At 56.6% G+C, this 12,104-nt stretch carries 13 protein-coding genes and 1 other annotated feature; of the genes, 11 read left to right on the forward strand and 2 right to left on the reverse strand.

Annotation, left to right across the window (positions count from 1 at the left end; all coding sequences use genetic code 11):
- The first annotated feature begins 55 nt into the window (after window positions 1-55).
- Genes MKX63_RS17865 through MKX63_RS17875 form a run of 3 tightly spaced genes read left to right on the forward strand, consistent with a single transcriptional unit; the run spans window position 56 to window position 2,644 of the window.
- Entirely contained in the window at window positions 56-631 is a 576-nt protein-coding gene (locus tag MKX63_RS17865; RefSeq protein ID WP_341023086.1) for an RNA polymerase sigma factor, read from the forward strand.
- Window positions 595-1,788, forward strand: a complete 1,194-nt coding sequence (locus tag MKX63_RS17870; protein WP_341018989.1) for a hypothetical protein — start codon at window positions 595-597, stop codon at window positions 1,786-1,788. Before MKX63_RS17865 ends, MKX63_RS17870 begins: the two co-directional genes overlap by 37 nt.
- Before the next feature lie 37 nt (window positions 1,789-1,825).
- The gene (locus MKX63_RS17875) at window positions 1,826-2,644 is read left to right on the forward strand and encodes a hypothetical protein (protein WP_341018990.1); all 819 of its coding nucleotides are present in this window, start codon (window positions 1,826-1,828) and stop codon (window positions 2,642-2,644) included.
- 4 nt (window positions 2,645-2,648) lie between these two features.
- On the opposite strand, the gene MKX63_RS17880 is transcribed toward MKX63_RS17875, so the two are convergent.
- Entirely contained in the window at window positions 2,649-3,566 is a 918-nt protein-coding gene (locus MKX63_RS17880; protein WP_341018991.1) for an ATP-dependent DNA ligase, read from the reverse strand.
- Between the two features lie 73 nt (window positions 3,567-3,639).
- The gene (gene ku, locus MKX63_RS17885; RefSeq protein WP_341018992.1) at window positions 3,640-4,626 is read right to left on the reverse strand and encodes a non-homologous end joining protein Ku; all 987 of its coding nucleotides are present in this window, start codon (window positions 4,624-4,626) and stop codon (window positions 3,640-3,642) included.
- Window positions 4,627-4,767: 141 nt separating this feature from the next.
- On the opposite strand from ku, the gene MKX63_RS17890 reads away from it, so the two are divergent.
- From MKX63_RS17890 to MKX63_RS17925, 8 genes are all read left to right on the forward strand, one after another.
- Window positions 4,768-4,950, forward strand: a complete 183-nt coding sequence (locus MKX63_RS17890; protein ID WP_341018993.1) for a hypothetical protein — start codon at window positions 4,768-4,770, stop codon at window positions 4,948-4,950.
- 15 nt (window positions 4,951-4,965) lie between these two features.
- Complete coding sequence (locus tag MKX63_RS17895; RefSeq protein WP_341018995.1) at window positions 4,966-5,157, forward strand: H-type small acid-soluble spore protein; 192 nt, start codon at window positions 4,966-4,968, stop codon at window positions 5,155-5,157.
- 453 nt (window positions 5,158-5,610) lie between these two features.
- Window positions 5,611-6,585, forward strand: coding sequence for a DMT family transporter (locus MKX63_RS17900; protein WP_341023088.1), 975 nt, complete (start codon window positions 5,611-5,613; stop codon window positions 6,583-6,585).
- 89 nt (window positions 6,586-6,674) lie between these two features.
- Window positions 6,675-7,178 carry a tRNA (adenosine(37)-N6)-threonylcarbamoyltransferase complex ATPase subunit type 1 TsaE gene (tsaE, locus tag MKX63_RS17905; protein ID WP_445323524.1) on the forward strand — a complete coding sequence of 168 codons (504 nt, stop codon included), beginning with the start codon at window positions 6,675-6,677 and terminating at the stop codon, window positions 7,176-7,178.
- Window positions 7,162-7,962, forward strand: coding sequence for a tRNA (adenosine(37)-N6)-threonylcarbamoyltransferase complex dimerization subunit type 1 TsaB (gene tsaB, locus MKX63_RS17910; protein WP_341018997.1), 801 nt, complete (start codon window positions 7,162-7,164; stop codon window positions 7,960-7,962). Before tsaE ends, tsaB begins: the two co-directional genes overlap by 17 nt.
- On the forward strand, window positions 7,959-8,483 hold the full coding sequence (gene rimI / locus MKX63_RS17915) for a ribosomal protein S18-alanine N-acetyltransferase (protein ID WP_341018999.1): 525 nt from the start codon (window positions 7,959-7,961) through the stop codon (window positions 8,481-8,483). Before tsaB ends, rimI begins: the two co-directional genes overlap by 4 nt.
- Window positions 8,480-9,529, forward strand: a complete 1,050-nt coding sequence (gene tsaD / locus MKX63_RS17920) for a tRNA (adenosine(37)-N6)-threonylcarbamoyltransferase complex transferase subunit TsaD (RefSeq protein WP_341019000.1) — start codon at window positions 8,480-8,482, stop codon at window positions 9,527-9,529. The genes rimI and tsaD overlap by 4 nt, the downstream gene beginning before the upstream one ends.
- A 445-nt stretch (window positions 9,530-9,974) precedes the next feature.
- Window positions 9,975-10,266, forward strand: a binding site (T-box leader).
- Between the two features lie 75 nt (window positions 10,267-10,341).
- The gene (locus tag MKX63_RS17925; protein ID WP_341019001.1) at window positions 10,342-11,904 is read left to right on the forward strand and encodes a 2-isopropylmalate synthase; all 1,563 of its coding nucleotides are present in this window, start codon (window positions 10,342-10,344) and stop codon (window positions 11,902-11,904) included.
- Window positions 11,905-12,104: the final 200 nt, after the last annotated feature.

The raw sequence follows: 12,104 nt of genomic DNA on the forward strand, positions 1-12,104 counted from the left end.
GGTGCTTATAAGAGTGTTAGCTATAGGAGAGGAGCGTTTTACGATTTTGGATGAAATGGAACACCTCGTTGTTCAGGTGCAGAACGGCGACGTGGAGCAGTATGGGCAGATCGTTGAGGCTGTTCAGCAGCCTATGTACCGTTATTGCAGCCGTCTGCTCGGCAGCGGGGCAGAGGCGGAGGATGCCGTGCAGGAGATTCTGGTCAAAGCGTATCAAAATATCGGTAAGTATCGACCGCTGGTAAGCTTCTCTTCATGGCTCTATAAAATCGCTTATCACCATTGTCTGGCAGTTATCCGCCAGCGCCAGCGGCAGAGCCGGGTGATGCTGTTGCTGCGGCCGCAGAAATACGCGGAGAGTCCGGAGCAGGAGATGGACCGCTTCCTGTTCGATGAACCGCTTGCTGTAGCGCTCTCCCGGCTGAAGGCGGAGGAGCGGAACCTGCTGGTGCTGCGGATTTTTGAAGAGCAGAGCTTTGCCGACATCGCCGTCATTCTGGGCAAGAATCAGGAGGCGGTCAAAAAAAGATACCGGCGTACGATCATTAAGCTCACGAACCTGCTGCAAGCGCAAAGAGAGGGGGAGGAACCACAGTGGACAAGCACATCGCTGCTGAAGAAAAAAGGATAAGACGAATGGGTACTGGTGAAGCTCTGGGCAGCATTGATGTTAAGCCATCCGTTATGGAGCGGGTACGGGCCATTCATGCCCAGCAGATAGCGGCACAGGACGGAGGAACCTCAGCTTCACCGGGACAGGCGGTGCCGGGAACAGATGGGCAGGCACCTGTGATGACCAGGCAGCCCATACCTTCGCAGCGTCCTGCGCTGCAGCGGGGCAGAAGGCTGACCGCCGGACTCTGCGCAGTTGCGCTGCTGAGCCTGGCCGGTTTCGGTGTGCTCCGTAATATGACGGATGAAGGAGCTACCGGGAAGGTGCTGCAACCGGACTTTGCGGTTATCCGGCAGACGGAAGGACAGCCTCTAGCCTTAAGGGACAGCAGCGGCAAAATCGTGGTGCAGGTGAAGAAGGGGGTGTCGAAGGTCTACACGCCTTACGTTGGCTCTAGCTCCGCCCGGGAACGTTACTTTAAGCTAACGGAGCAATATGAACAACAGGCGCAAGAGGATTTACAGCCGGGAGAGACAGCGGCTTATTATGTCAATGACAGTGAATTGATTGCATTAATGAATGGGCTTGGGTATGGAAAACCGTTATTTTTCACCAGCAAAACGGTTACGTATACCAGCTACGCGAAGCTGTCAGCCGCCCGGGAGCAAACGGGCAAATGGAGCTTTGCACTGCCGCCTGAAAGAATAGGCGAATTACGGTTTGCTAGTGGCCGGCTGTACGCCAAAACCCCCTCTTCGTTTGAGCCGGAGTACGAACTGACCCTGGAGGTACTGAAAGCCAAAACCGAAGGTGCTACGGATGAGAATCCGCTGGCTGCAACTCTATGGCCCGTAAAGGGAATTGCAAGCGCCGAGGTGAATTATCAGGATGGCAGCCAGCAGTTAAAGCTTCACTTATTCTGGAATAAAGAAGCAACAACTGGTCCTTCGCAAATTCACGTAACCCCGGACGAAGCTGCCGAAAAGTGGTCCTATGAAGATAAGGAGCTGCTATATATTCCCGGGGTAGGCGCCAACAACAACGGGGGTTCAGTAAGCAGACTGTATTGGTATGACAGCGCCTACGGAGGGCTTGCTTGGATGACGGACCCGCCGGACCAGCGGCTGACCCGGGAACAATGGGAGACCATTGCCGCCGGTATGGTTCAGCAGTAAAGGAACAACAAATGAACCGGAAGGAAGGGATTGAACTATGAGTTTGTTTAAAAAAGCGGCTGCTGCCGCAATCTGCATGTCCATGCTGCTAAGCGCGGCTGGCGCTACGGCCGGAGCAAAGGGTACGCTGCCCGATAAACTAAAAAATAAAAGCAACGGCATTATGGCTACAGAAACCGCTGAACCGGCTGGGCCCTCTCCGCTAGACGCATTGCTGGTCAAGGAATATATGATTCCCTTGAACAGAGGGGAGATCCGGGCCGTGTATGTGAATGATACCAAAATCAATACGCTGGATAGTCTGAATATCAGGTATGTGCCGTTTAGTTATACGTCCGTAAGCGAAGCTGCGCAGAAATTAAGATCAATGGGCGGAGGTGTATTAATGGCTCCCGCTTCGCTGCCGAAAGATTATGTGCTGAAGGAGGCGATCATCAGTCCTGACATTCCTTTTTCGTATGAGGATGAATATATGCAGCTCAGGGAGAAACTCAAGGCACAATCCACAGCAGCAGGTAAAAAGGTTATCACCAAAATGCTCCCTTGGAGCGGTCATGTCACCACGTTGACCTATACCCGCCAGGGAGAGCTGCTGAGCCTGCGTGCAGAGCCTGCAAGCCAGCTTCCAGCTGGAGTTACACTGGCCTTATTGCCGGGGGACAAGGATGAGCTGGTGCAGGTTAACGGACAGGAGATGATGTTCACCTCGTTCGGGCCGCATCATGACAAGCTGAAATCCCAATTGCAGTGGAGAAGTAGGGACGGCAGCAGGGAGTACACATTAACGGATACCCGGAGCACTGTGCAGAGTAAGGCCGAACTGCTGAAGATTGCCGGAAGTCTAATTCCGCAATAGACAGCTAGAATCCCCGCTGGCTTAAAGAACAGGAATGGGCGGGCAGATCGACCTTCGCCTGAATCACAGGCTGGCGGAAGGTTCCTGAGGGATTCCATTCCAAAAAATGCAGCTTAAACACCAGCTCAGGCTTAATCCAAACGGAGCCTGAGCTTCGCTGCGGAAGGGCGGCAAACGGCATATGCTCTGTGACAAGTCCAGGAATTCGTGCGGTCAGCGTCCGCCAGTCCTGGACGGTCATTCTGCCTGCCCCGGCATGTCCGATATAATGCAGCTTCCCGGCATCATCATACAGGCCGAAGAGCAATGCATTCACGATGCCGTCGCGGAAGGTGACTCCCCCGGCGACAGCAGTGACATCGGAGATAATCTTGAGCTTCTGCCAGCGTTTGTCCTTGCTGCCCGGCGCATAGGTGCTGTTCAGATCCTTGCAGACGATCCCCTCCAGACTTCCCTGCCGCGCCGCGGCGAGCAACTGGGCGGGTTCCGGGTAACTCGGCACCTGCTGTACATGGGGATGGGGCAGCAGCCTCTCCTTCAGTATTTCTTGCCGCCGGGACAGCGGTTCGTCCAGCAGCCAGATGCCGTCACAGTACAGCATATCAAAAACCATATACAGCACCGGTATTTGCGTCTGCACCGCCCGGATCGCCGCCTCGTTCTTCAGGCTGTCCCGCCGCATAACCTCGTGGAAGGAAGGCTTGCCGCCGCTGAGTGCAATGACCTCGCCATCCAGGATGAAGGAGCCGGCCCGGCAATAGCTCTCTGGTCCGGCCAGTTCAGGATACTGGAGTGTGCGGCGGTTGCCCCGGCGGTTAATCAGTTCGGCATGGCTCCCGTCGTAATAGGAGATCATCCGCACGCCATCCCATTTGATCTGGGCGATCCACTGTTCGCCGCTTGGAAGCCCAGTGGCCAACACAGGCTCAAACGGTGTGACGGGCTGAAGCTGAAGGGGACTGCCTGTCCTTGCAGCAGGTGCAGGAGTCCGTCCCCTAGGCACCGGTGACCTTGCTCTTCGCGCTTCTGCGCTTCGGCTTCGGGGCGATCACCGGAATCGGTCCGGTGGCTTCATCTACAACCGGAGCGGCGGTTGTATCGGTTGAAGCCGCAGCGGCAGTGGCCTTGGCCGGACGTTTCTTTGCACCTGCACCGGCGGCTGTCCGCGCCTTGGCCCCGCTGCCTCCCTTGGCGGGTCCGGGATCGGAAGGAATATGCTGTACTGCTTCGATACTGGCCTGCAGTGCGGCCATCAGATCGATAACATTATTCTCCTGGCGGGCCGGAGCAATGTGGAACTCTTCCCCGGCAATCTTGTGCGTGATCAAATCAAGCATCCGCTGGCGGTAATCATCGGTATATTTGGCAGGCTCGAACGGGGTGGACAGCTGTGAGATCAGCAGCTTGGCCATGTCCAGCTCTTTATCGTTCACACTGCCCGGCTCCGGCAGGCCCGGGACCTGCGATACCGGACGGACCTCGTCCGGGTAATAGATGGTTTCAATCGCCAGGCAGTCCGCCAGGACGCGGATGGCGGCCAGACTGCTTTTGGAGCGGATGGAGATCTTGGCAATCCCGATCTTCCCGGTCTGACGCATAGCCTCCATCAGCAGACGGTAAGCATTCGCGCCTGCCTGATCGGGCGATAAATAGTAGGTCTTCTGGAAATAGATCGGGTCAATCTCCGTCAAATCCACGAAATCCAGAATGGTGATGCTCTTGCTGCTCTCCTCGCTTAGCTGATCCAGCTCCTCCTTGTCGAACAGGACAAATTTGCCCTTCTCATATTCATACCCCTTGCCGATCTCCTCCCACGTGACCTCCTTGTCACAGACAGGACATTTACGTACATAAGACAGCGGACTGCCGCATTCTTTGTGGATGTAGCGCAGCGAGATGTCTTTATCCTCCGTAGCGGAGAACATCTTGACCGGAACATGCACAAGCCCGAAGCTGATGGCTCCTTTCCAAACGGTATGCATGAGAATCGCCTCCTGATGGGATATGTTATGGCTTAGTATGGGGCGACAGGGCTTTTTCTAGCCGGATGCATTATTTGAGAGTCATGGGAAAAAATAAGGCTGCTCAGCTTGCACAGACTCATTGCGGGAAGGGGAGGCAATATGGACAAGGAATTTTATCACTGGAGCGATGCCCTATCGGAGCAGGATATTCCGGCAGAGGCGGTCAATTGGGACAATATTATTGCGGGTCCGGAGGATGCCGGACTGGACGAGGATGCAGGACTGCTGGATGCCGATGCAACGATCGGGGAGCTTCCGGCGGAAGATGAAGACGAGGAATAAGGGGGCAAGAAAAGAATGGATATAACACGTGCACAGGATATTTACGCTTCCAAGGACAAAATTGCGGTGCATCTTGATGGAGAACCAGTCTGGATTGAGCATGTTGATTCCGCTAACGGCATGGCAACGGTTCAGGTAGGCTCCCGGCCGGATAATACGCAGACTGTTGGTGTTGAACGGCTGGAGGAGCAGGGGAAGCAGGAGTAGGAACAGCAGGAAAAGCAGGGGCGTAAAAGTAACTCAGCATTGGGGCAGGACCTTATTGGCGGTATGATTAACGCCGGAGGGCCTGCTTTTTTTGGAGTTGAATGATCCTCTAGCTGGTGTATGGATCTCTATATGCTAGTTATAGGGGGTTGCAGTGGCGAGTTGGAGGGCGGACTGGAGTGCACTTATATGGATGAAATTCTTCGTTTTGTGCCCCGCCCGGACTCAGATGTCGTTAAGTGACCTATCCGGTGTAACATTTAGCTCAAAATTCGAAGTTAACGGTTCTTGATTCCTCAACAAGCAGCAAAATGATATTTTAAGCCAAATAGCGGCTTCTGTGTTCGTCTAACACCCACCGGCTCCCTAATTATAGCTGACACAGATATTGACGCCGGGCGTGGTGACCCCCTATATTTGGAAGAAGAATTTTGACGAAAAGAGATGATGGAAGTGCGTCCGATATTGCTGGGTGTGTGCTCGGCGCTGTTTTTTGCGGTGACGTTTGTGCTGAACCGGAGGATGGAGCTTGCGGGAGGAAGCTGGGCCTGGAGCGCTTCGCTGCGGTACTTGTTCACTCTCCCGTTGCTGCTTGCTATTGTGGCCTGGAGAGGGAGGCTGAAGCCGCTGCTGGCTGCGATGAGAGAACGGCCGGGGGCGTGGCTGCTGTGGGGCACTGTCGGGTTCGGCCTGTTCTACGCGCCCATCTGCTTCGCCGCTGCCTATGCACCGGGCTGGCTGACGGCGGGAACGTGGCAAATCACGATTATCTCCGGTTCGCTGCTGGCTCCGTTCTTCGGAGAATGGGTCAGCGGACCGGGAGGACAAGTATACATAAGAGGTAAAATCCCGCTGCGCGGGCTGCTCCTCTCCCTGATTATTCTCGCCGGAGTAGCGCTGCTGCAAGTGGAGCATGCCCGCCAGCTGCCCCCTTCCCAGATCCTGCTCGGCATTGTCCCGGTACTTATCGCTTCCTTCGCCTATCCGCTCGGAAACCGTAAGATGATGGAGCTGTGCAGCGGCCAGCTGGATGTATTTCAGCGGATTCTTGGCATGACGCTCGCCAGCCTCCCCTTCTGGCTGGCTGTCGCTTTGTATGGTATGGCAGATACTGGCCTGCCCTCCTCCTCTCAGGTAGGACAATCTGTCATTGTTGCACTCAGTTCGGGAATTGTGGCTACGGTGCTGTTTTTCCGGGCTACCGATCTGGTCCGGGATAGCATGAGCAGTCTGGCAGCCGTGGAAGCGACCCAGTCACTGGAGGTGCTGTTCGCCTTGCTGGGGGAGATGCTCCTGCTGGCCTCGCCGCTGCCTTCCCTGCTCTCATGGGCAGGGATTGCGGTCATTATTGGCGGAATGGTGCTGCAAAGCCTGTTCTCCCGGCATCCGGGGAAGCCTGCGGCGGTTCAAGCGGCCACGATGGAATAACAGCGGCTGTTGCGGTGCAAGTAGCATACCGATATAATTAAGGATATTGTTAACCGTTAAGGGACTTCAAAAAGGTGGTAGTTGCAGCTTTGGACAATAATACACAAACGGTGTTTACCTACCGTTCATTCAGCCTTCAGGATACGGAGGCTCTTGCCGCCGCCATCGCTGCCGCGTCATCGGCGGGGATGGTTATCGGACTTGACGGGGACTTAGGTGCAGGCAAAACGGCGTTCTCGCAGTGCTATGCTCGCCATTTGGGTGTGGAAGGTATTGTGAATAGTCCTACTTTTACCATTATCAAAGAGTATGAAGGACGTCTGCCGCTGTATCATATGGATGTATACCGGATCTCGCTGCAGGAAGCGGACGAGCTGGGGCTGGAAGAGTATTTCTACGGCCAGGGTGTGAGTCTGGTGGAATGGAGCCGAATCATCACTGATCTGATGCCGCCGCGGCATCTCCATATAGAGCTGAAGACCGCCGGCCCGGATGAGCGGGAGATTACGGTGACCGGAATCGGAGAGCCTTACGGCGAAGTGTGCCGGATGCTGATCCAGAAGTGGGGTAAAAAACATGACGAACTCGAATAATGAGCCGCGTAAGCGGTTTTTGGCGCTGGATACAGCAACGGCAGTTCTGGGAGTGGCCGTGACAAGCGGCGGGGAGCTGCTGCATGAGATTAATGCTTCCGGGGAGCGGAACCATTCGGTTCATCTGCTGCCTATTATTGAGCAGGCGCTTCAGGCGTCTGCGACGACGAACGATACAATCGGCGGAATCTCGGTCGGGATCGGTCCGGGCTCCTATACCGGAACCCGGATTGCTGTGACCGCAGCCAAGACGCTGGCCTGGGCCTGGAACGTTCCGGTTACCGGCGTATCCAGCCTGCATGCTCTGGCCTGGGGCGGATACCACGCGGCTTCTGCGCTTGGCACGGCAGGAACAGACTGGATCATTCCGCTGATCGATGCCCGGCGGGGACAGGCGTACACCGCTGTATTCGCAGCGGACGGGGACAAGCCGCCCCGGCGGCTGGCGCCGGATGCTATCCGGCTGATGGCTGACTGGGTGCAGGAGCTGGCGGTACGGCTGAAGGAAGCTGCAGCTGAGGGCAATCTGCCGGACACCCTGTGGTTCGTAGGCGAGACAGCGCTGCACGGAAGTGCGGATATGCTGGCTCCGCTGAAGGAAGCCGCTGCGAATGTCAAGGCGCTGTCTTATGAGCTGGAAGGACGCTGGACCGGATTCCTGGCGGAAGCGGGCCTTTATGAGGAGAGCGGAGATCTGCATACGCTGATTCCCAATTATACGCAGCTGTCGGAGGCTGAGGCGAATCTGCGCCGCAGCAGCGAAGGGAGCCTGAATACACGATGATCGAACCGGAACGTAGACCAGCTCAGGGGGCTGAGCTTGTTTTTCGCCTGATGCGGCTGGAGGATGTGCCTGAGATTCTTGTGATTGAACGGGAGGCCTTCACCATGCCATGGACAGAGGAAGCCTTCCGCAACGAGCTGACCCACAATCATTTTGCCAAATATATGGTAATGGAGCTGGCAGGGAAATTAATCGGCTACGCCGGAATGTGGGCGATTGTCGATGAGGCGCATGTCACCAACATTGCACTGCTGGAGGCCTACCGGGGGCGCAAATGGGGCGAGCGGCTGCTGGACGAGCTGATGAAGACGGCGGCTTATCTAGGCATGCAGTCGATCACGCTTGAAGTACGGGTCTCTAACGAGGTGGCCCAGAATTTATACCGCAAAAAAGGCTTCAAGCCTGCCGGTACCCGCAAGGGCTATTATTCGGACAACCGCGAGGATGCGCTCATCATGTGGGCCGATCTGCCGGAGTACGGGGAGCAAGCTGCAACGGAAGGAAGCGTGGACTTGAAATGAAGACAGACACGGGCGCAAGGGAGCCTGTATTGATTCTGGCGATTGAAACCAGCTGTGACGAGACCTCTGTAGCTGTAGTGAAGGATGGCTGTGAGGTGTTGTCCAATATTATTTCCAGCCAGATTGAGACCCACCGGGCATTCGGGGGAGTGGTGCCTGAAGTGGCCTCCCGCAAGCATGTCGAGGTGATAACGCTGGTCATTGAAGAAGCCTTAAGCGTAGCAGGCGTACGTCCGCAGGAGCTGACGGCAGTGGCGGTAACACAGGGTCCGGGACTGGTGGGGGCGCTGCTGGTTGGAGTCGTAGCTGCCAAAAGTCTGGCGCTGGCCTGGGGCAAGCCGCTCATCGGCACACATCATATTGCCGGTCATATCTATGCCAACCGGCTGGTGAAGGAATTGAAGTATCCGAGCATGACGCTGGTCGTGTCAGGGGGCCATACAGAACTGGTGCATATGGAGCGGGAAGGAGCTTTCCGGATCATCGGGCGCACCCGTGACGATGCCGTCGGCGAAGCGTACGACAAAGTAGCCCGTGCCCTGGGCTTCCCATATCCGGGAGGGCCGCATGTGGACAAGCTTGCGCATGAGGCGCAAGAAGCCTTCGCTCTGCCGCGTGTGTGGCTGGAGCCGGGCTCGTATGACTTTAGCTTCAGCGGGCTGAAGTCTGCGGTGTTGAATGCGGTGAACCAGAGCAAGATGAAGGGGCTTGTGCCGGATGTCGCGGGCATTGCGCGCGGCTTCCAGGAATCTGTAGTGGAAGTGCTGGTCGATAAGGCGATTCGGGCTGTCCGTGAATACCACGCGGAGCAGCTTTTGCTCTGCGGAGGGGTAGCGGCGAACAAGGGGCTGCGCGAAGCTCTGATCCGGCGCTGCGGGACAGAAGGGATTGAGCTGATTATCCCTCCTCCCGTGTATTGTACGGATAATGCGGCGATGATTGGGGCCGCAGCTTATGTGAAATGGAGACATGAAGGCGGGATTCCGCTGGATATGGTCGCCGACCCCGGCTATTCGCTGGAGAAATGGTCGGTATCTGCCTATTGACTTTTACAGAAGCCGCCGGGTATAATCAGTTCAATTCAATTACTTTATATTTGAACAAACGCAATGATCGGAAGCAGTAAGGTCACTCCGGGATAAGAGAGCTGCGGGAAGGTGCGACGCAGTCGAAGGAGGCCTGAACTCGTCCGGGAGCGGGGCGGTGGAAGCGGGGAGCTCTTGAACAGGAGCACTGGCCGGTACAGGATGTAATCCGGCAACCTTAGGTACACCGTTACGGTTAACCTCCGTGAGAGGGTGGTCAGTCAGGGCTTTGGCGGAGTGTGAACATTCCGGGAACCTTGCAGACATGGAGTGGGTATCGCAGAACAGCTGGAAGGTAGCGGGTTCGGATATCAACAAGAGTGGTACCGCGACAGTGAACAGCCTGTCGTCTCTTGAATGAGACGGCGGGCTTTTTTGTGCAAATTATTAAGAAGTTATATAGGAATGACACGCAAGGATCGGGAGCAGTAGACGGCTAAGGTGAACAGAGAGCTGCGGGGAGGTGCGACGCAGACACCGGAGGCCGGCGAATCTCGCCCGTGAGCGGAACAGTGGAAAGAGCTACAGGTACGCTGCTACGGATGTCCCCGTTACCGGACCTTTCAGATCATTAGAGCTTCCGTTATCGGAGCTGTGAGATCTGATACTAAGCTGGACGCAGCCGGGACTTCTGTACATCAGGAAGCCTATGCGTCAAAAAGAGTGGTACCGCGGAGGGCTGACCCCCCGTCTCTTTATAAGAGACAGGGGGTCTTTGTGTTTTTTAGGAGCCGGCTCTCCATTAGATAAACCTAATTTGAGGAGGAATTACGATGATCATTCCGGTAAAGAAACGAATTCAGATTTTTGACACGACGCTGCGCGACGGGGAGCAGGCCCCGGGAGCCAGTCTTACTCCTGAGCAAAAGATTATTCTGGCCGGCAAGCTGGCGGACCTGGGAGTGGATGTCATGGAACCGGGGTTCCCTATATCCAGTCCGGGGGATTTCGCTGCGGTGGAGACGATCTCCCGCAACATTCAGGGCGTAGAGATCTGCGGCTTCGCACGTGCCGTCAAGGGGGATATCGATGCCGCTGTCCGGGCCACCCGGGATGCCGCACGGCGGCGGATTCATCTGTTCATCTCCTCTTCTGACATCCACCTGCGCCATCAGCTGCGCATGAGCCGCCCTGAGGTTGTAGCGGTTGCAAGAGAGATGACGGCTTATGCCCGCCAGTTCTGCGATGTGGTAGAGTTCACGGCAATGGACGCTGCGCGGACTGGTATCGACGATCTGATCGAGATGGTCGAGGCAGTGATTGAAGAGGGCGCTTCGATTATCAATCTGCCGGACACGGTGGGTTATGCGCTGCCGCAGGAATACGGAGCGATGTTCCGGCGGGTGCGCCTTGGAGCCAGGGGCGGAGACAAGGTCATCTACAGTGCCCACTGCCACAACGATCTGGGCCTCGCTGTCGCCAACAGCCTGGCGGCCATTGAAGGCGGCGCGACACAGATTGAGGTCACGGTCAACGGTGTGGGTGAGCGGACCGGCAATTGTGCGCTGGAGGAGCTGGTCATGGCGCTGGAGACACGCGGAGACTCTATAGGAGCAGAGACTGGAATCGTGCTGGATAAGCTGTATGACACCTCGCGGATGATCAGCGGGGCAATGCATTTCCCGATTGCCTTCAACAAGCCGGTGGTCGGGCGCAATGCCTTCCAGCATGAATCCGGCATCCATCAGGATGGTCTGCTGAAGGACCGCAGCACCTACGAGATTATGGACCCGGAGCGTCTGGGCATCCCGCGCAGTATGATTATTCTCGGCAAGCATTCCGGCCGGCATGCGCTGAAGGACCGCGCCGCGAAGTACGGCATTGCCCTGGATTCGGCGGAGCTGGACGCGCTCTACGAATCCTTCAAGGAGACGGCTGACCGCCAGAAGGCCGTCAGCGATGATGAGCTGCTGCGGATGGTCAGCAGCACCACAGGACAGCAGGCGCAGGTCTATGCGCTCGGCGAGGTCCAGGTCCTGGCCGGCAGCGCGCCGCGCCGCGTGGCCGCAGTGACGGTGCGCCATCTGAGAAGCGGCGCAGAGACGACCCAGACCAGCACCGGAGACGGTCCGCTGGAAGCAATCATTGCCGCTATAGGGCAAGGGATTGCCGAGGATATCCGCTTCGACGGGCTGGAGCTGCATTCGCTCGGCAGCGGCGGAAATGCCCAGGCCGAGGCGGCCGTCATGGTGGAGTGGAAGGACACCAAGTTCCGGGGCACGGCCATCCATCACGATATCGTGATGGCCGCAGGCATTGCCTATATCGCCGCCTGCAATGCGGCGCTGCTGTCGGAATCGGAGGTGCCCTCTCCCGGCACGGCGGTGAACAGCTAGAGCGGGGTTGTCCAAAGCATCAGGAGCACCAGCACCAGGAGCAGGTAGAGTGCCTTTGCTCTAACGCATCTTGCCAAGCCCGATTTTACGGACTTGGCAGATGCGTTTTTTTGAAGCCGACGGGACAGGGGTATTGGAGGGGAGAGCGTAAAGCGGATATAACGGGAGGAGTAAGGAGAGGTTTACCCGTCAAAGTAATC

This window comes from Paenibacillus sp. FSL R7-0179 (assembly GCF_038002265.1).
GTDB lineage: Bacteria > Bacillota > Bacilli > Paenibacillales > Paenibacillaceae > Paenibacillus_AQ.